At 51.9% G+C, this 19,703-nt stretch carries 21 protein-coding genes and 1 other annotated feature; of the genes, 20 read left to right on the forward strand and 1 reads right to left on the reverse strand.

Translation table 11 applies throughout. The features are described 5' to 3' along the window. Positions 1-78 precede the first annotated feature (78 nt). The 14 genes from CBW46_RS15835 (at position 79) to obgE (ending at position 11,845) form a co-directional block, all read left to right on the forward strand. A complete protein-coding gene (locus tag CBW46_RS15835; protein ID WP_089200969.1) occupies positions 79-1,113 on the forward strand; it encodes a rod shape-determining protein in 1,035 nt (344 codons plus the stop codon). A 33-nt stretch (positions 1,114-1,146) separates the two neighbouring features. Then, positions 1,147-2,010: a rod shape-determining protein MreC gene (gene mreC, locus CBW46_RS15840; protein ID WP_089200970.1), complete on the forward strand. Its 864-nt coding sequence runs from the start codon at positions 1,147-1,149 to the stop codon at positions 2,008-2,010. 1 nt (position 2,011) lies between these two features. After that, on the forward strand, positions 2,012-2,539 hold the full coding sequence (mreD, locus tag CBW46_RS15845) for a rod shape-determining protein MreD (RefSeq protein ID WP_089200971.1): 528 nt from the start codon (positions 2,012-2,014) through the stop codon (positions 2,537-2,539). A gap of 69 nt (positions 2,540-2,608) precedes the next feature. Next, a complete protein-coding gene (gene minC, locus CBW46_RS15850) occupies positions 2,609-3,259 on the forward strand; it encodes a septum site-determining protein MinC (RefSeq protein ID WP_089200972.1) in 651 nt (216 codons plus the stop codon). 18 nt (positions 3,260-3,277) lie between these two features. Beyond that, positions 3,278-4,072 (forward strand): septum site-determining protein MinD, encoded by a 795-nt coding sequence (minD, locus tag CBW46_RS15855; RefSeq protein ID WP_089200973.1) that lies wholly within the window; start codon positions 3,278-3,280, stop codon positions 4,070-4,072. Between the two features lie 7 nt (positions 4,073-4,079). Next, positions 4,080-5,225, forward strand: a complete 1,146-nt coding sequence (locus tag CBW46_RS15860) for an FtsW/RodA/SpoVE family cell cycle protein (RefSeq protein ID WP_089200974.1) — start codon at positions 4,080-4,082, stop codon at positions 5,223-5,225. Positions 5,226-5,584: 359 nt separating this feature from the next. Beyond that, positions 5,585-6,478: a peptidoglycan DD-metalloendopeptidase family protein gene (locus CBW46_RS15865; RefSeq protein ID WP_089200975.1), complete on the forward strand. Its 894-nt coding sequence runs from the start codon at positions 5,585-5,587 to the stop codon at positions 6,476-6,478. Then, the gene (locus CBW46_RS15870) at positions 6,471-7,355 is read left to right on the forward strand and encodes a M50 family metallopeptidase (protein WP_243633344.1); all 885 of its coding nucleotides are present in this window, start codon (positions 6,471-6,473) and stop codon (positions 7,353-7,355) included. Before CBW46_RS15865 ends, CBW46_RS15870 begins: the two co-directional genes overlap by 8 nt. Positions 7,356-7,376: 21 nt before the next feature. Next, on the forward strand, positions 7,377-8,618 hold the full coding sequence (locus tag CBW46_RS15875; protein WP_089200977.1) for an Rne/Rng family ribonuclease: 1,242 nt from the start codon (positions 7,377-7,379) through the stop codon (positions 8,616-8,618). Positions 8,619-8,670: 52 nt separating this feature from the next. Further along, positions 8,671-8,756 (forward strand) — a sequence feature (ribosomal protein L21 leader region). 13 nt (positions 8,757-8,769) lie between these two features. Continuing rightward, positions 8,770-9,081 carry a 50S ribosomal protein L21 gene (rplU, locus tag CBW46_RS15880; protein ID WP_089200978.1) on the forward strand — a complete coding sequence of 104 codons (312 nt, stop codon included), beginning with the start codon at positions 8,770-8,772 and terminating at the stop codon, positions 9,079-9,081. An 8-nt stretch (positions 9,082-9,089) separates the two neighbouring features. Further along, positions 9,090-9,428 (forward strand): ribosomal-processing cysteine protease Prp, encoded by a 339-nt coding sequence (locus tag CBW46_RS15885; RefSeq protein WP_089200979.1) that lies wholly within the window; start codon positions 9,090-9,092, stop codon positions 9,426-9,428. 14 nt (positions 9,429-9,442) lie between these two features. After that, a complete protein-coding gene (gene rpmA / locus CBW46_RS15890; protein ID WP_089200980.1) occupies positions 9,443-9,754 on the forward strand; it encodes a 50S ribosomal protein L27 in 312 nt (103 codons plus the stop codon). Between the two features lie 133 nt (positions 9,755-9,887). Then, the gene (locus CBW46_RS15895) at positions 9,888-10,553 is read left to right on the forward strand and encodes a Spo0B domain-containing protein (RefSeq protein ID WP_165842346.1); all 666 of its coding nucleotides are present in this window, start codon (positions 9,888-9,890) and stop codon (positions 10,551-10,553) included. Continuing rightward, positions 10,544-11,845, forward strand: a complete 1,302-nt coding sequence (gene obgE, locus CBW46_RS15900) for a GTPase ObgE (RefSeq protein WP_089200982.1) — start codon at positions 10,544-10,546, stop codon at positions 11,843-11,845. The genes CBW46_RS15895 and obgE overlap by 10 nt, the downstream gene beginning before the upstream one ends. Before the next feature lie 159 nt (positions 11,846-12,004). Here obgE and CBW46_RS15905 read toward each other — a convergent pair whose 3' ends face one another. Next, positions 12,005-12,514, reverse strand: a complete 510-nt coding sequence (locus CBW46_RS15905) for an NUDIX domain-containing protein (protein ID WP_089200983.1) — start codon at positions 12,512-12,514, stop codon at positions 12,005-12,007. Positions 12,515-12,761: 247 nt separating this feature from the next. Between CBW46_RS15905 and CBW46_RS15910 the strand changes: the two genes are divergently transcribed. The 6 genes from CBW46_RS15910 to CBW46_RS21525 all read left to right on the forward strand — a co-directional run. Beyond that, positions 12,762-13,235: an ACT domain-containing protein gene (locus tag CBW46_RS15910; RefSeq protein ID WP_243633345.1), complete on the forward strand. Its 474-nt coding sequence runs from the start codon at positions 12,762-12,764 to the stop codon at positions 13,233-13,235. A 178-nt stretch (positions 13,236-13,413) separates the two neighbouring features. Then, entirely contained in the window at positions 13,414-14,700 is a 1,287-nt protein-coding gene (locus CBW46_RS15915; protein WP_089200985.1) for a homoserine dehydrogenase, read from the forward strand. Between the two features lie 7 nt (positions 14,701-14,707). Further along, positions 14,708-15,769, forward strand: a complete 1,062-nt coding sequence (gene thrC, locus CBW46_RS15920; RefSeq protein ID WP_089200986.1) for a threonine synthase — start codon at positions 14,708-14,710, stop codon at positions 15,767-15,769. A 138-nt stretch (positions 15,770-15,907) separates the two neighbouring features. Next, positions 15,908-16,882, forward strand: coding sequence for a homoserine kinase (gene thrB / locus CBW46_RS15925; RefSeq protein WP_089200987.1), 975 nt, complete (start codon positions 15,908-15,910; stop codon positions 16,880-16,882). After that, on the forward strand, positions 16,879-17,760 hold the full coding sequence (pheA, locus tag CBW46_RS15930) for a prephenate dehydratase (protein WP_089200988.1): 882 nt from the start codon (positions 16,879-16,881) through the stop codon (positions 17,758-17,760). Before thrB ends, pheA begins: the two co-directional genes overlap by 4 nt. Positions 17,761-18,147: 387 nt before the next feature. Next, on the forward strand, positions 18,148-19,703 hold a 1,556-nt coding region (locus tag CBW46_RS21525; RefSeq protein ID WP_207802301.1), incomplete at its 3' end, for a LysM peptidoglycan-binding domain-containing protein.

Here is a 19,703-nt window from a genome sequence, read left to right on the forward strand (position 1 = left end):
TCGACATGTTTCGAGGTACCGGGTACAAGGCATGACGTTTGTTTGACAGGAGCCTCCATCAGGAAGGGAGTACCATCCATGTTCGGTGGTTTAACAAAAGACTTGGGGATTGACCTGGGCACAGCGAACACATTAGTTTATGTTAAAGGTAAAGGTATCGTGGTGCGGGAGCCTTCCGTTGTAGCGCTGCGCACAGACACCAAATCCATTGAAGCCGTGGGAGACGCAGCTAAGAAAATGATCGGCCGTACTCCTGGCAACATACGCGCGATACGTCCAATGAAAGACGGTGTGATCGCAGATTTCGACACGACTTCGACGATGATCAAATATTTTATTCGACAAGCACAGAAACAACGTATGCTATTCCAACGTCATCCCAATGTGATGGTCTGCGTACCGTCCGGCATCACCGCAGTGGAGAAGCGCGCTGTCGAGGATGCTACCCGGCAGGCGGGAGCCCGTGACGCCTTCACCATAGAAGAGCCGTTCGCGGCCGCCATTGGTGCGGATTTGCCGGTTTGGGAGCCGACAGGCAGCATGGTCGTCGATATCGGCGGAGGCACCACCGAGGTCGCTGTGATATCGTTGGGCGGCATTGTAACCAGCCGTTCGATTCGTGTGGCGGGAGATGAAATGGATGAAGCGATCTCCCAATACATCAAGCGTACATATAACCTGATGATTGGTGAGCGTACTGCAGAACACATCAAAATGGAAATCGGATCAGCGCTGCTTATGGATCCGGCAATACGATTCGAGATTCGCGGCCGCGATCTGGTAACGGGCCTGCCGAAGACGATGTCTATCACTTCTGAAGAAATCACAGAGGCATTGACAGACACTGTCAACAGTATCGTAGATGCAGTGAAGGTTACTCTGGAAAAATGCCCTCCGGAGCTGTCCGCAGATATAATGGACCGTGGGATTGTGCTGACGGGCGGCGGCGGCCTGCTGCGTAACCTAGACAAACTGCTGATGAGAGAGACGGGCATGCCCGTTATCGTAGCGGAGAATGCACTGGATTGTGTTGCTATCGGCACCGGCCGGGCTCTAGAAAACATTCATTTATTCAAAACGAAATCCGGACCTACGAGTAAATCCAGACGCTAGATTCTTGCGGCAGAGATTAGAAGGTGGTTGCTTTTGAAACTATTCGGGAATAAAAGGCTGCTCATTTTGCTGCTTGGCTTCATTTGTTTTATCGCTCTTATGGGTTTGACGCTCGGGAACAGGGAACGAATGTCGTGGCCTGAACGCTTCATCACAGACACAGTATCATGGACACAAGGATTATTTTATAAGCCCGCTGGCTACATAGCGGGTTTCTTTGAGGACATCGGACAATTGAGAACGATCTTCGAAGAAAATAAGGTACTCAAACAGACCTTGACCAAGTACGCCAGGGATACTACAAGGCTGAACGATCTCGAACAGGAAAACATACGGCTGCAGGAAGCTCTCGGTTTCACAGAGCGGCAGAAGCAGGCGAATAATTACACCTTTCGGATTGCACAGGTTGTTGCCGTCAATCCTGACATGTTGAATAACACCATCCGTATAAACTTGGGGGAGAAGGACGGGGTTAAGCCCAACATGGCCGTTATGTCCGTTGAGGGTCTGGTCGGACGCGTTACTCAGGTGACCCCTTTTTATTCCATTGTGCAGCTGCTGAAAGGCGTGGATGACACCTCCAACGAATCCAAGGCCATCTCAGTTACCATCAAGGGTAAAGAGAACGAGTCCTTTGGCATCCTTGAGCGTTATGACTTGCCAACTGAAAAGCTGATCATGACGAAGATTTATCCCAACGATACAATGCAGCCGGGAGACATTGTCATGACCTCCGGTCTCGGTCAGGTTTTCCCTAAGGGCATCGAAGTGGGCAAGGTGGTCTCGGTAGGGCCGGGCAATTTCGGTATTTCACTGGAAGCGGTGGTTGAACCGTTCGCGCCGTTTGATCATCTACGCGAGGTCTTTGTCGTGATCACTCCGGACCAGGGGGGATAACGTGAGGCGCAATTGGCTGTGGTTGATACTGACAGGACTATTCATACTTGAGGGCACTATATTTCAGTGGATCATACCCGGGGTGTGGCAATCCAAAGTGTATGTGGCACCGCATGTTGTTCTGGTTATCGTGTTGTACATAGGCTTGTACGTTAACCGACATGTTGCTTTGATCTATGGGTTGGTTTTTGGACTTTTACAGGATGTACTTTATTATTCTCCAATGCTTGGACCGATATCCTTCGCTATGGGGTTGGCTGGTTATTTGGCAGGACTGACGCACCGCCGGCTTTATTCCAATATTGCGGTCAGCATGATGGTCATTGCATTCGGAAATTTATTTTTTGATTTTATTATTTACGGACTTTACCGGTTATTCCAAGTCAAACATCTGAGCCTCCAATGGTCCTTCTTCCACCAAATGCTTCCCAGCATGCTGATAAATCTTTTATTCGCTCTGCTCGTGTATGTTCCGGTACGCAAATTGTTTGAAAGTCTGCAAAGCAGTCGGCCGACGTTAGACAATTAAATTTTCAAGCGGAAAGCAGGAGTTGATCGGGAAAAAGCCGAAATGTATAGACTGGGGGGTTAAACGTCTATGGCGGCGGTAAGGCATCATGTTACAATCAAAGGGGTTAAAGACGGACTTGTCTTCCTGTTGGATGACACCTGCGAGTTTGCGCAGGTTATTCATGAACTAAAGCACAAGCTGGAGAGAACTCACCAGAAAATACTCACCGGTCCGATTATTCACGTGTACGTCAAACTCGGGTCCCGAATTGCGACGGACGAGCAAAAGGATATGATCCGGGACATCATAGGGCAAAAGGGGAACCTGCTGATTCAATCGATAGAGTCGCAAACGGTAGTTCCTTCGGCTCTCGCATCGGATATGGCCGACATTAAGCTGGTGAAAGGCATGGTCCGGTCAGGCCAGACCTTGGTCAAGGAAGGCAATATCATGTTCCTTGGCGATGTTAACCCTGGCGGCCAGATCATCAGCTCGGGCAGTATTTATATTTTGGGCTCTCTGCGCGGTATGGCACATGCCGGGGCGGACGGCGACGAGAAAGCCATCGTTGCCGCATCACACTTCAGGCCGACGCAGCTGCGCATCGCAACCATCATCAGCCGTCCTCCCGATGAGTGGGGAATCAATGAGGCATTTATGGAGTTTGCTTACATTAAGGACGGCAGGATGGAAATCGACAAGATACATCACATGCACAAACTTGATTTACAGCAGTAATGCGGAGGAGTTGAAAACATGGGAGAAGCCATAGTTATTACTTCGGGAAAAGGCGGCGTGGGGAAAACGACCACTTCAGCCAATATCGGCACGGCTCTTGCGTTACAGGGGAAAAAGGTTTGCATGGTCGACACCGATATCGGGCTTCGCAATCTGGATGTCGTGATGGGGCTGGAAAATCGCATCATATACGATTTGATAGATGTGGCCGAAGGTCGCTGCCGTCTGCCTCAGGCGCTGGTCAAAGATAAACGGTTTGACGAGCTGTATATGCTCCCTGCCGCGCAGACCAAGGACAAGGACGCGGTGTCTCCAGACGCCATTCGGCAGATTGTGCTTGATTTAAAAAAGGAATTCGATTTCGTTATTATCGACTGTCCCGCAGGGATCGAGCAGGGCTTCAAAAACGCCATCGCCGGCGCCGACAAGGCTATCGTCGTCACGACTCCAGAGAACGCTGCCGTGCGGGACGCTGACCGTATTATCGGGCTGCTGGAGGGCGCCCGGATTGAATCGCCGAAGCTTATCATCAATCGGATTCGTGCAAATATGGTTAAACATGGGGAGATGCTTGATATCGATGAAATCTGTTCCGTGCTCGCCATCGACCTTCTTGGCATTGTGCCGGACGACGAATACGTTATTAAGGCGGCTAACATGGGCGAACCGACCGTGATGAATCCCAACTCTCGTGCTGCGATTGCGTACCGCAACATAGCCCGGCGAATGCTGGGAGACACTGTGCCGCTAATGCCGATGGAGGAAAAACCGGGCATGCTTCGCAAATTGAAGAAGTTTATCGGGATAGGATGATTCGGCTTTGCTGCACAAATTTAAAAAAATCGATTTTCTCATCGTTGCGATATTGTTGCTCTTTATGGTAATCAGCACGCTGTTGGTGTACAGCGCGACCTTGGGCGACATGAACATCCAGTTTGATTTAAACAAGACTATCCTGATTTATCTGATTGCTATTCTCGCGTTTCTCGGTGTGACATTTCTCGATTACCGCGCGCTGGTCAAAATTGCACCTTATTTCTATATCACGGGTTTGGTACTTCTGGTCACGGTATATCTGTTCGGCATGGACATCAATGGGGCGAAAAGTTGGTTCCAGCTGCCCGGAGGGCTGCAGTTTCAGCCAGCGGAATTAATGAAGCTGATACTTATTATCGTGGTCGCGGCTTTTCTGGCGAAACGGCAGGGGGAGCCGCTTCTGTTCACCACGGATGTGCTGCCGGTTGGAACCATCGTGCTAGTCCCGTTTGTCATGGTGCTCATCCAGCCTGATTTGGGAAACGCCATTATTTTTATCGTCATTCTCATTGGCATGCTGTGGATCGGCAATATGAAGTACACGCATTTTCTGATTGGACTATTGATAGCCATAGCCGGTCTGGCTGTGATTCTGTATGTGTTTACGCATTATCATGAACCGATTGAAAAATATTTTTCCGACCGGGAGAAAGCACACTGGGTGGCAAGGATCGACACGTTCATTGATCCCGAAAGTGCCGACAAGAACCAACGGTATCAGGTGGAAAACTCCATTAAGGCTATCGGTTCCGGCGGTCTTACCGGAGAAAAATATTTAAAAGGGACGTCAGTGCATCGCAGCTTTATCCCATATGCGTACTCAGACTCGGTGTTCGTGGTACTAGCGGAAGAGTTCGGCTTCGTTGGATCATCCATCCTGCTGCTGCTCTATTTTGTACTGATCTACAGGATGATTCTGATCTCAATTCAATGTCATGATAAAGCAGGCTCGTACATCATTGTCGGCATTGTATCCATGTTTGTGTTTCAGGTCTTCGAGAATGTCGGAATGCTTATCGGAATTATGCCACTGACTGGTATCACGCTGCCATTCATTAGCTACGGCGGTACTTCATTGCTGATTAACATGATGAGTATCGGCTTGGTCATGAGTATTCGCGTCCACCAGGAACAACAAGTGACGTTTTGACAGCAGCATCTCTCAACCAGGCATTTTTTAGTGAGGTCTCTCACCAGTGAACAAGTGAAAAACCACGCACACGCCAACCGGCGGATCATCTGGAAGGCACCTTTCGCAGGGTGCTTTTTTTGCATCTGATAATAAGAAAATGAAGAGTCACTGTATGTGGCTCTTTTTTGCGTATGTAAACCGATCCGGTTATGAACCTCCCACTGTGCTCAAATCACATTGCGCCTTCTCCGCTGATGCAGCATGGCCCCGGTACGCCGTGCCCGCCGCTCGTTTTACCGTGTGAGCAAGTTATATTTGGATGTACAGGCTCATAGGATAGTGATGAAGTTGATCCGAGCTCGAGGAGGAGCCCTTCCGTGGAAAAAAGAGACAAGTTGCGGCAACGGCGTATGGAGCGCATTCGCCACCTGAGCCAATTCGGTAATGGCGAGCATGTCATGCCTCCTGCTAATAGAGAGAACCATAGTCCGAATCTCCCGGACGCACCCGCCCGACCCCGAACACAGGAGCCGGCCTCACATGGTTCGGATGATGAACCGTGGAATGACCCGGAGCACCTCTGGCGACTAAAATGGAACCGTGAGATGGCCCGGCATTCCACACATTATGAAGATCAGGATCACGAGCAAAGCTTCATACCGACGAAAAGTAGCATCCGCATCAAGCTGTTTATCAGCTGTGTGCTATTTGCCTTGATATGGGCTATGTTTCAATCTGATCATCCATTGGCTAACAAAGGTAAAGCATTCGTGACTGCAACGCTGAACGAGTCGTTTGATTTTCGCCCGGTGGCCGCGTGGTATGAGCGACAGTTCGGAGGTGCGCCCACACTGCTGCCAGCGCTGAACCCGGTTAATCAGCAGGAGGCGCAGAAGGTTACAGCGGATTCTAAGCATTATTTTGCCCCCGTTAGAGGAAAGGTAATCGCGCCGTTCGAGCCGGGCACGCTGGGAGTGACGGTCGAGACGAAAGCAGACGCAACGGTGAGCGCCATGGATACTGGACTGGTAGTATACGCCGGCGCCAAGGAGGATACGGGATTTACCGTCATAGTGCGTCACACTGATGGTGTCCAATCGGTGTACGGCTGGATTGAGAAAGGCCGCGTCAGCGTTAACGATTGGATCAAAGGAGGGGAGACCCTAGGCTCCGTGTCACAAGACAGCTCGCAACAAACGGGCTATGTGTACTTCGCGGTATCGAAAGATAACACATTTATCAACCCCGCGGATGTGGTGAATTTTGACTAACTGGAACCGGTGGTTCGGCACATATTATCGTTTTCACCCGCTCTTTTCCATCGTGATGCTGCTCTCAATTATAGCCGGCTATTTCATTGAAACCGCTACTCTTTTCGCGATCGTGCTCGTCCATGAAATCGGTCATGTAATGGCTGCTAAAAATTACGGCTGGCGTGTGAAGGAGGTGCAGTTGCTGCCCTTCGGCGGTGTGGCCGTGGTGGATGAGCTGGGCAGCGTGCCCGTCAAACAGGAAATTATCGTGGCTCTCGCAGGACCATTGCAGAACGTTTGGATGATACTAGCGGCATACGTGCTCAAATGGGCGGGCGTCATCTCCCACGACTGGGCCACCTATTTTATAGAGGCCAATATGCTTATTGCGTTGTTCAATTTACTGCCGATACTGCCGTTGGACGGAGGAAAAATTTTGCAGTCATGCCTCACTCTCTGGCAGCCGTACTACCGTGCCATAGCGCTGAGCTCCGCATTGAGCTTGGTATGCAGCTGCTTGTTGATCATTCTTTCACTTCTGCATGTGCTGCGCGGCGGCATACAGATGAATCTGCTGATCATCGGTCTGTTTTTACTGTATTCCAATTGGTACTCGCACAAAAACTTGACATATCATTTCATGCGGTTCCTGATCAATCGTGACACCGCTGTCGCCCCGCTTATTGATAAAGGCACTTTGGCCCAGCCTATTATTGTTAACGGCCGGATGAAAGTGTCTGACATCGTCCGTTTATTTGTGCGGGACAAGTACCATCTCGTGTATGTATTGGATGAGCGCGGAATGATACGCATCGTACTGCCTGAGAAACCTTTGCTGCTTTCCTATTTCACAGAATCCAGGCGGGGATGTGCGATTTCCGAGCTTTTCATGTAAAATGAGACCGAGGTGGAAAATATGAAGCAAATCCTGGTGCAATGCGGACAACAGCGCATAGAAGTGGCTGTGTTGGAAAACGGTAAGCTGGTGGAGTACGACAGCGAGGCGCGAGGAGCGGAGCAGTTGGCGGGAAACATGTATCTCGGGCGCGTAATGACCGTGCTCCAGGGGATGCAAGCGGCATTTTTGGATATCGGACTCGATAAAAACGCATTTCTATATATTGATGACATACTGCCTGCACATATGGACAAACAACCAAAACATAAGCCACCGATAACGGATTTAATTCAGGCCGGACAAACTCTGTTGGTTCAAGTTGTCAAGGAGCCTTCGGGCAGCAAAGGTGCGCGTGTGACGACCCATCATTCCATACCGGGGCGTTGGGGTGTTTACATGCCGAATGCGGATTACGTGGGGGTATCCAGAAAAATCGAAAACGAGTCGGAGCGCAGCAGACTCAAACAGGTTGCCGAACGCAGGCTGCTGCCAGGAGAAGGCTTCATAGCGCGCACTGCTGCGGAGGGAGTGAGCGAAGACTTGCTCGCAGCCGACTTGGAAGAACTGCGCGAGCGTTGGGCGGCCGTGCGCTCGTTGGTTGATCAGCCAGGCAAGCTGCCGCGCAAGGTGTACACGGATTATGGGCTGCTCACGCGTTGGGTCCGGGACGGCTTTCAGGACAACGTAGATCAGCTATGGGTCGATGAGAAGGAAGCTTACGCGACACTGTTGTCGATGGTGCAGCTGTCGGCGCCAAAGCTCAGTGAGCGCGTGAAGCTCTTTGACAATAGAGGGTGCTCTTTATTTGCGTCCTATCATGTGGACGAACAGCTTCAGAGCGGCTTTAAGCGCAAGGTTTGGTTGGATAACGGAGGCTATCTTATCGTAGATTACACCGAGGCGCTTACCGTATTTGACGTGAATACCGGGAAATATACCGGCAGCGTCGATCTGGAACAGACCGCCTGCGACACCAACCTCGCCGCGGCGAAAGATATCGCGAGACTACTAAGACTCCGCGATATCGGGGGGCTGATCGTGATTGATTTCATCGATATGGAGCTCGCAGCGAATCGACAGCGAGTGCTCGAGGTGCTGGTCGAAGAAACAAAAAAAGACCGAACCAAGGCTGTTGTGGTAGGCTGGACGAAGCTTGGGCTCGTGGAACTTACACGCAAAAAGGTCAAAGATGGCAAGCAAAAGCTTCATGTCACGCGATGCAGCGCCTGCGACGGCAACGGCTGGGTTTGGTTGAAATAGGCATTGCAATGCTGTGGCGGCTGTGTTAGAATGTTCAAGTATGTTGCTGGTGAACATGCTGTAACCGCACGAAGCGGGTTCACAAGTACGCGCTCGGAACGGGCGAGTCACCTGGCTAAGGCGAGTCTGAGACATGAGGAGGTGCAACGAAATGTACGCAATTATTGAAACAGGTGGTAAACAATACAAGGTTCAGGAAGGCGATGTTCTTTACATTGAGAAACTGAACGCTGGTGAAGGCGATGCCGTCACTTTTGATAAAGTATTGGCTGTATCCAATGAGTCCGGTTTGAAGCTTGGCGCTCCAGTAGTGGCTGGCGCTGTGGTATCCGGAAAAGTGGAGAAGCACGGCAAAGGTAGCAAGATCATCGTTTATAAATACAAAGCGAAGAAGAATTACAGCCGTAAGCAAGGCCACCGTCAACCTTATACAAAAGTTGTAATTGACAAGATTCAGGCGTAAGGTGTAGGATGATACGAGTAACAATCAATCGCACATCGGATGGCTCGCTAGAGTCATTTCGGGTAAAGGGTCATGCATTGTATGACGAGCCTGGCAAGGACATTGTCTGCGCCGGTGTTTCAGCAGTGACTGTCGGCACCGTTAATGCGGTTGAGGCTCTATTGGGGATAACATTGCAAGTTGACACCAAGCATGGGATGCTTGATGTTCGGATACCCGATAACCTGGACCAAGTATTGAACGAGAAGGTTCAACTGTTGTTGAACGCTATGACCGTCATGCTCCACTCAATTGAACAATCGTACGGTGAATATATAGCAATACACAACAAAACAAAAAAATCATAAAGGAGGTAGACATCATGCTACAATTGAATCTGCAGTTGTTCGCATCCAAGAAGGGTGTAGGTTCCACGAAGAACGGTCGTGACAGTATTGGTAAGCGTCTGGGCGCGAAGCGTGCGGACGGACAAATCGTAACGGCAGGCGGAATTTTGGTTCGTCAACGCGGTACCAAAATTCATCCGGGCAACAACGTAGGCATCGGTTGCGATGATACACTGTTCGCTAAGATCGAAGGCGTTGTGAAGTTCGAGCGTCTTGGTCGTGATCGCAAGAAAGTTAGCGTCTACCCAGTGGACGCAGCTCCTGTGGCTGCGACAGTAGAAGTTTAATAGTCAACGACGATAACCCCGGCGACTAGTGTCGCCGGGGTTTTTTGCATCTACCAGGTGCCCCAAATAGCGATAATGGATGCACAATGTTATACTGATGGAGTCAGGACTTGACGGAACGGAGAGGTTGATTATGGGCACAGACCGCTTATATAGCGAAGAACCAGCCGCACAGCGAGATGACCGAGGACACAGTGCCGCTGACGAACAATCCGGAGTGGATCCCAATCTCCGCCTAATCAGCTTGTTCAATCACTATCGGCATGACTGGATGAACGACATCCAAGTTTTGTTTGGATACGTGAAATTAAAAAAATATGATAAATTGGAATCGCTGATGGAGAAAATAAAAGAAAAGGTCCGACGGGAGAGCAACGTTGCGAAACTGGGCGTTCCAGAGCTAATCGTTTACTTGCTCTCTGTTCAAGCAGAGGTGAAAGATCTGCTCTTCGAAGTCGACATGAGCGAGGAAATTCGTCTAAATGAACTGCCCTTGGATGTGGCGGACTTTAGCAGCATGTGCATCGGTTTGATCGAAGCCTTTAAGCGCAACGCCCAGCTCTACGCGGACGGTGAACAGAAGCTGGCACTGCAGCTCGCGCAGAAATCCGATTGTTTACAGCTGAACGTGCGCTATGCAGGGGAAATTGCGGTGAAGCGGTTATTGGCCGAACTGGAGAACGTCAAACAAAGGCACACATCAGCGGAGATATGGAGAATTGAGCGATTGGAGGGCGGGCATGCGGCTATGCACGTTGAGGTCCCGTACTTCCGTGAAGAGGTGAATTCATGTTTGTAGACAAAGCTAAAATTTATGTAAAAGGCGGCGACGGCGGTGACGGTTTGGTAGCCTTTCGCCGCGAGAAGTATGTGCCTGAGGGAGGTCCGGCAGGCGGTGACGGAGGAAAAGGCGGCGACGTCATTTTCCGAGTGGATGAAGGCTTGCGCACACTGATGGACTTTCGTTACCAGAAGCATTTTAAGGCACAGCGTGGAGAAAAAGGCCGCAATAAGAGCCAACATGGGGCGAACGCGGATAATATGATCGTTAGCGTCCCACCGGGCACCGTCGTTATCGACGATGACACCCACGAGATACTCGCGGACTTGACCCGGCACGGACAGCAAGTGGTGGTGGCAAAAGGCGGACGCGGCGGACGGGGTAATATCCGATTCGCGACACCCAACAATCCCGCTCCTGAAATTGCGGAGAATGGCGAAGAAGGGGTAGAGCGATGGCTTGTGCTGGAGTTGAAGGTGATGGCCGATGTCGGCTTGGTCGGCTTTCCGAGTGTCGGCAAGTCTACGCTGTTGTCGGTGGTTTCCGCAGCACAGCCGAAAATCGGTGCTTATCATTTCACCACGTTGACACCTAACCTGGGTGTCGTCGACGTAGGAGACGGACGCAGCTTCGTGATGGCTGATTTGCCGGGACTAATCGAGGGCGCACATGAGGGTGTCGGACTGGGACATGAGTTTTTGCGTCACATCGAACGTACCCGGGTTATCGTGCATGTGGTGGATATGGCGGGCACCGAAGGTCGGGATCCCTTCGACGATTGGGTGAAAATTAACGATGAATTGAAGCTGTACAACGCTAAGCTGGAAGAGCGGCCGCAGATCGTAGTCGCGAATAAGATGGATCTGCCGGAAGCGGTTGATAATATCGCGGCTTTCACTCAGCGGTTGGCGGAAGTGAATCCGACCCTTGTGGTAATACCTGTTTCTGCGGCTACCCGGGATGGAGTGCAGACTCTGATGTACAAGGTGATGGATTTGCTTGACACCATACCTGATGCACCTGTAGTCGAGGAATTAGCGGATGTAGCCGAACGCAAGGTGTACAAGCTGGAAGCTGAGGATGACGATGACTTCACCATCCGGCGTGAAAATGAGACGTTTGTGGTGGAGAGCCCAAGCATCGAGAAACTTATCAAACGCACCAACTTCAGCACGCAGGAATCGGTTACGCGCTTTGCGAGGATATTGCGTAAAAAAGGAATAGACGCAGCGCTTCGCGAACGTGGAGCGAAGGACGGTCAGCCGGTTCGCATCGGAGATTTTGAATTCGAGTTCGTGGAACAGGAATAACCGGCACAACAAATACAAACAGCACCAGCTCACATCGGAGAGATGAGACTGGTGTTTTTTCATATGCTGCCATTCTGACCTCCATGCTCGCTGCGCGATTTTGTCATTTCGGTGCTTACAGATGAGAAGGGTGCGAATCTGATCTATGCGGTGCACGAGCTACAGCACACCGGGATCGATCAGGGCCGTCCAATGGACTGCGGGCCGAAGGTGCAATTCATCACTGAAACCAGCCGTGCCAACCCAAACACACGACGAAGGCCCATGTTGGAAGTAATGCTTCAGCAAAGAATGAAAAATAAAAGGGATTTGTCGCTGGAACACTTCCGTCTTGGGTATCCAATGCAGCACGCCCTCAGCGGTTTGCACGACATCGCGGCGCGCCGCGGCAGCCGTGTATACAAACTGCTGCCGGATTTCCTGCTGATTTAACCGGATTAATATGTACTGCAGCTTCAGGTCAATGATCTCCTCCTCCCGCCATCCCGTTTCTTCATATATTTCACGCAGACAGGCGCTGCGAGGATCATTTAGTTCGTGCGGCTCTAAGTGCCCGCCCACGGCTGCCCACATGCCTGGACTTAACGTCCGTCTAGGCGATCTCTTCATCATCAACATGTCATTGCCGTTAAAAAGCATGGCGGTTGCGATCATACGGGTCCGGATCACAGTGCATTCTCCCCCTCGGTGTGCCAGTGTGCATGGTTGACGAGAATCGCTCGCACCAGGCCAGCAGTTTAACTTTAGCACGGAGTGTTGTACTTGGCTACGGTTATGCTTTCTCAGCGGTTATTGCTGCTTCACGGCGGGACGCTTCTTAATCATCATCGTAAAAATGTCTATTGCCGAATCGCCTGGCTTCCGATATAATGTCCACTATGCAGAAACATTCGTCTTTGTAGAAAGGACTGAAGCCGTGCTGGAGAAAAAATCACCGGAACTCATTCCCAACGAGCACGAAAACTATTACTTGGTACGTGAAGATATATTGCCTGAAGCGCTGCTAAAAACGGTTCAGGCAAAGGAACTGCTTGCCCGGGGCGAGGTGAAAACCATCTTTGATGCGGTAGAGCAGGTTGGTTTGAGCCGCAGCGCTTTTTATAAATACAAGGAAGGTATTTTCTCGCTGAGCAAGCTGGACCGGGAGCGTATTGTTACGATCTCGATGGATTTGCAGCACCGCTCGGGCATTCTATCCAGGGTGCTCGCCATGATCGCGGGCCTCGAGGGTAACGTGCTCACAATCCACCAAACAATACCGCTGCAGGGTGTAGCGAACGTTGTGATCTCGGTGGAAACCTCCAGAATGGACGATAGTGTTGCTGCTCTGCTGGAACGTTTACGTGAGCAGGACGGTGTGAGCCGAGCAGCTTTGGTTGCTCAGGGATAATGGACGGACCTCAGCTCTACTTCCTGGAGTATGGAGAAGGCACCGGGAGCAGTTGGGCATTGCTGGATTTGACGAGGCCCGTGCAGTTAGTCAGGGAGAAAGCTTGCGGCTCAGACTCTCGCTGGGAGACTGAGAACAAGTGAAAATATAGAAAGCACCACATGGAGGGGGAAACCATATGAAGCCAATTAAAGTGGGATTACTGGGCCTTGGCACAGTTGGTACCGGGGTGGTTCGAATCATTGAGGGACATCAGCAGGACCTGGTGAGCCAGACAGGAGCGGAGATTGAAATTGCAAAAGTTTTAGTGCAGGATAAGAGTAAGGCCAGAAATATTGCTCTTACTGCTCAGAAGCTAACGGACAGTCCGGAAGACGTCATCTCTAACCCGGATATCGACATCGTCGTTGAAGTGATGGGCGGCGTGGAGCCGGCCAAACAATATATACTTGAAGCGTTGGACCGCGGTAAGCATGTCGTCACCGCAAACAAAGATTTGATGGCACTGCATGGCAGGGAGATTTTGTCGAGAGCGGCAGAAAAGGGCTGCGATGTTTTCTATGAAGCGAGCGTCGCCGGGGGCATTCCGATTATCCGTACGTTGGTGGAAGGTTTCTCGTCCGACCGCATTACCAAAATTATGGGCATTATAAACGGCACCACAAACTATATACTGTCCAAGATGAGCCAGGAGGGCGCCGCTTACGCCGACGTGCTAAAAGAGGCCCAGCAGCTTGGCTATGCGGAGTCCGATCCGACTTCGGACGTGGAAGGCTTTGACGCCGCCCGTAAGATGACTATTTTGGGCACACTCGGTTTCCATGCTAACGTCGCACTGAGCGATGTTAAAGTGCGCGGCATCAGCCAGGTATCCAAGGCAGATATCGCCTACGGGAAGCAGTTGGGCTATGAAGTCAAGCTGCTCGGAATTGCCGAGCGTAATGATGAAGCGATCAGCATCAGCGTGCAGCCCACGATGGTGAAAAAATCACATCCGCTGGCTTCCGTTAACGGCGTCTACAACGCGGTGTATGTGTATGGTGAAGCGGTGGGTGAAACGATGTTTTACGGTCCCGGCGCGGGTGAAATGCCCACAGCGACTTCAATCGTCGCGGATTTGGTCGCGGTTGTCCGCAACTTGACGCTCGGCATTAACGGGCAGCGAGGCATCGCTCCATATCGGGAAAAGAAGTTGAAGACCGATGATCAAATCAGGGCGAAGCATTTCATCCTACTGCATGTGCAGGATAAAGCGGGAGTGCTTGCGCAAATCACGCAGGTATTCGCAGAGCACGAAGTAAGCTTGGAATCGCTGCTGCAGCATCCCAACGACGCCAATCCAAGTGCCGAAATTATCATTATCACTCATGATGCCAACCAGGCGTCGATGAACAAAGTATTGCAGCAGTTTGAAGCGATGGACGTTGTCCAAGCGATTAAGAGCGTATACCGAGTGGAGGTTTAGTCTTATTATGAGATATATGGGTCTATTGCATACTTACAAACAATATTTACCTGTGAACGCGAACACGCCGATGCTGACGCTGCAGGAGGGCAACACGCCGCTGATTCATGCGGAAAATCTGTCCAACGAACTGGATCTGGATATTTATTTCAAGTATGAAGGACTGAATCCGACGGGTTCTTTCAAAGACCGGGGCATGGTTATGGCTGTGGCGAAAGCGATGGAGGAAGGCAGCCGCACGATTATGTGCGCTTCGACAGGCAACACTTCCGCAGCGGCAGCAGCCTACGCTGCGCGGGGCGGACTCAACTGTATCGTATTGATACCGAACAACAATATCGCGCTCGGCAAGCTCGCTCAGGCGATCATTTACGGCGCGAAGGTGATTGCGATTGAAGGCAACTTCGACCGCGCGTTGGAAATTGTGCGCGAGATTACCGCGAAGCACCCTATAACGCTGGTTAACTCCGTCAATCCATTTAGGATTGAAGGACAGAAGACCGCTGCGTTCGAAGTGGTTGACCAGTTAGGTAAAGCTCCGGATTATCTGGCGATTCCCGTAGGCAATGCCGGTAACATTACAGCGTACTGGAAAGGATTTAAGGAATACCATGCGGCCGGTAAAGCCTTGACACTGCCTAAAATGATCGGTTTTGAGGCGGAAGGCTCCGCAGCGATCGTGCGTGGCGAACCGATTGCCGAGCCGGAAACGGTGGCGACAGCGATCCGGATCGGTAACCCCGCCACTTGGAAAGGGGCCGTTGCGGCCGCGCAGGACTCCGGCGGGCAAATTAATTATGTCACCGATGAGCAAATCCTGCATGCTTACAAGACGATCGCTTCCCGCGAAGGTATATTTGCAGAGCCTGCGTCGGCGGCATCCATCGCGGGTGTGATGAAGCTGAAGAAGGAAGGCCATTTTGAAAAAGGACAAACTGTCGTCTGCGTGCTCACAGGTCACGGTCTGAAGGATCCGAACATCGCTATCAAAAGCGTGAAGGCGGAGCCCATGGTGGTTAAGGATTCGGAAGCTGCCGTTATGGATGCGATTCAGAGGCTGCAGGGTTAACGATAAAAATGTCCCAGTAGTGGCAAGACGAGACGCAAGGGGTCATTTTCGGCTTATGACGGGAGTAAATATTTAGTGGAGCAAAGGAGCGCAGGGAGTCATCCTGCGCTTGCTGCTCTTAAAGGAGTCATACGAGGGATGGAAACTCGCACTAACAAAGTTTGCGTTAAAGTGCCGGCAAGTACGGCCAATCTGGGTCCTGGTTTTGACACGCTCGGGATGGCGCTGAACCTGTACGCGTGGATTGAAATGGGTGTCACCGATACAACGAAGATTCATTTGTTCGGCGAACAAATGGATGGGATTCCGACTGATAAATCCAATCTCATATATGAAGTCGCACAGATGGTCTTTGACAAGGCCGGGGTGGCAGTGCCGGAGCTTGAAATCTCCATGTACAGCGACATTCCGCTGACGCGCGGGCTGGGCAGCAGTGCGGCGGCGATCGTTGGCGCACTCGCCGCGGCGAACGCTCTCATCGGCAGCCCTTTGTCCGATGACTCGCTGTTTCAAATGGCGACGTCGCTTGAGCAGCACCCCGACAATGTCGGTGCATCACTGTTCGGCGGACTGGTCGTCGCCTTCTGGGACGGTAATCGCGCGGAGTATGTCCGCGTCGAGCCCGACGACAGGCTGGAAGTGCTCGTGGCGATCCCCCACTTCCAGCTGTCCACGGAGAAGGCGCGGAATGTCCTGCCGCGCGAGCAAAGCCTGGAGAATGCCGTCTTCAACGTGGGGCATTCGTCCGTACTGGTAGCCGCCCTTTGTACGGGACGGCTTGACATGCTGCCGCGCGCGATGAAGGATGCGCTGCATCAGCCTTACCGAGCTCCGCTCGTGCCGGGGCTCAGCACGATCCTCGACGAGGCGACGGAGCATGGCGCGCTCGGGGTCGCCTTAAGTGGCGCAGGCCCGACCATGCTTGCGCTTGTGGAACGCGGCAGCGGCCGGAAGGCCGAGCTGGAGCGATTTCTGCGCGAGACGCTGCGCCGTGAGCAGATTGAGGCAACAATGCTATGGCTTAAGCCGTCGAGCAGTGGGGTAGAGTTGATGACACATTTCGATCCACAGTGTACACTATTCGAAAATATCAAAGGAGAGGTCCGTGCATGAAGCGAATAGCGCTTTTGGGGCCGGGCACTTTTACGGAGGAATCGGCGCATCATTTTCTCGGCACGGCACAATTTCAATATCTCAATTGCAAGATGATCGATGATGTGTTTATGTCCACGGTGAACGGTGAAGCGGACTACGGAGTTATTCCGATTGAAAACACATTCGACGGCTCGGTCAGACTCCATTTGGACTGGCTTGCAAATGAGATGGAACTACCGATTCAGGCCGAGTGGGTGTATCCTATCTCCATTAGCTTGCATGGCATTCGGGAATCGGAGGGATCTCTTGCAGTCGACTGCGCGAGCTTGACCAAAGTGGTATCTCACAGCGTCACGTTGACGCAATGCAGACAATTTCTACATGACTATCTACCGCATGTGGAGCTTGAGCAAGTGGGCAGCAACGGGGAAGCGGCACGATTGGTCAAACAGCTCGGCCGACCCGATGTCGCTGCATTGTCCCCGTTGTCCGCGGGAGCGATGTACGGTCTGCACACTTGGGCCCAGGGCGTGCAGGACCATGAGAACAACTTCACCAGGTTTGTGCTAGTTGGCCGGGAGCCAATGCAATTGCCTAACCGGGAAGTGAGTGCTGACAAAACTACCATACTGGTTACCTTGCCTGAGGATTATCCAGGAGCGCTGCACCAGCTGTTGTCAGCGTTCGCTTGGCGGCGCATCAACTTATCCAAGATCGAATCGAGACCCACCAAGAAAAAATTAGGCACTTATTACTTTTTTATTGATATCCAAGCATCGATGGATTCGATATTACTGCCTGCCGCCTTACAAGAGATTGAAGCGATCGGCTGTCAAGTGCGCGTGCTCGGGAGTTATCCCGCGTATGAGTATCAACCTGCGTGGAGTCAGCCGTGATAAGTTGCGGTAATTCGATGATTGGATCGCTCATAAATACGAATATACGATATAGATTAACTAAAAGCAGGAAACCGTGCGCCGGCTAGGCCGCTCTGTTCCTGCTTTTTTTGTCGTCCCAACTCATGTGCTGCGCCAGTGCGGCGTGGGATTGTATGTATTTTTTTGCAAAAACATGGTCAAATGCCTACCTAGCTGCATAGACTGTAGTGTCATTTTGTTTCGGCATGTGTAACGAGGAATCTCAGTCCGGGCGCGCTGATTGCACGCGTTGCGGGCGGTTCCCTTGCAATGCACACGAAGCGTACGATCCATGGAGATGCAACCGACTTTTTTGCTGACATTCGAGTACAGGTCGGTCCGAAAAACTTTAAGGAGGTAAGTGCCGTGAAGATTCATATGGTGAAGAAAGGCGATACGCTAGATTTAATAGCCAAGAAGTATCAAGTCGATCTCGACGCGTTAATCGCTGGCAACCCGCATATCACCGAGCCCAACGCGATTGATGTCGGAGTGAAAGTCAAAATCCCCAAAGCGCCGAAACAGCTGCAGCCCCCAAGCGATTATGCTTACAAACACATTGTCACTCAAGGTGATACGCTATGGAAGCTGGGGAAAGCGTGGAACGTGCCGCTGCAGCAAATGATCGAAGCCAATCCTCAGTTAAAAAATCCCAATGTGCTGATGACAGGCGAAACGGTATACATCCCTAAGCTGAAGTCGCCGCATGAGCAGCAGGGTTACATCGACGCGCAGGCCCTGCAAGCAAACGCCGAACCGCTGACCGACGACGGCGCAGTCGAAGCTGCAGCAGCCGTGGTATCAGAGAACGCCGAACCGGTCCTAGCGGCAGAAGAATCCAAGCAGCCGGCAAAGGAAGACGACAAAGCGGCTGAGGAGTCCGAACAGGCGGCAGAGGCCGATGACAACGCGGCTGAGGAGTCCGAGGAGGTCAAGGAGACAGAAGAAGCCGAGAAGAACAAAGAACCTGAAGAAGCGGAAGAGGCCGAAGAGGCTGAAGAGGCTGAAGAGGCTGAAGAGGCTGAGGAAACAGAAGAAGCCGAGGAGTCCGCAGAGGCTGAAGAGGCAAACGACGAGGCAGCAGAGGACGCCGTTGACGGAGCAGCGGTGAACACTGAGGAACCCGCGGCAAATCAAGGAGGTGCGGTGCATTTGGCGCCACCCAATGTAGCACATGAGGGCGTTAAAGTTCAGTTTCACAAGTCAAAGACAGAACACGAGAATGTCAAAATAAAATCGCAGCAATCGCCGATACACGATCAAGCTATCGGAGAAGAGTCTCAGCACTCAGGGGTAGCTTATGACGGCATCCCGGGGCACGGTGCAGCGCTCGCAGACTATTCGCAGATGGGTGCAATGGATTATGCTCCATACGCAGCACTGCATGACGCGCACCCCAACTACCAGCCGTTCACAGTGCCTAACATGGGTGGCCCGGCTGGTTACCAGTTGTTTGGAGCACCGAACATAGACGAAGGGCTGCAACCATATGGAATGTTCGATATGGCTGCCCCGATGGGCTATGCGCCATTTGCAGCGGCAAACGTAGGTGCGCCAATTGGTTACGAGCCTTTTGGGCTGGCAAATGCCGGTCCGCCGATGAGCTACCAGCCGTTTGCCGCGGCAAACGCGGGAACCCCGATGGGTTACGAGCCTTTCGGAGTAGCGAACGTGGGAGCACCGATGGGTCACTGGCCGGTCGGCGTGGCTAACGTGGGAGCACCAAATGTGGCCCCGCCAATGGAATACCAACAGTTCGGAGCAGCCAACGTTGGGGCGCCGAACGTAGGAGCGTCCATGGAGAACCAGCAGCTTGGTGCGGCCAATGTCGGTGTGCCGATAGGTTACGAGCCGTTTGCAGCACCGAACATGGGAGCGCCAATGGAGTATCAACAGCTCGGTGCGAACGTCGGGGCGCCGAA

This window comes from Paenibacillus xerothermodurans (assembly GCF_002220865.2).
Lineage (GTDB): Bacteria > Bacillota > Bacilli > Paenibacillales > NBRC-103111 > Paenibacillus_S > Paenibacillus_S xerothermodurans.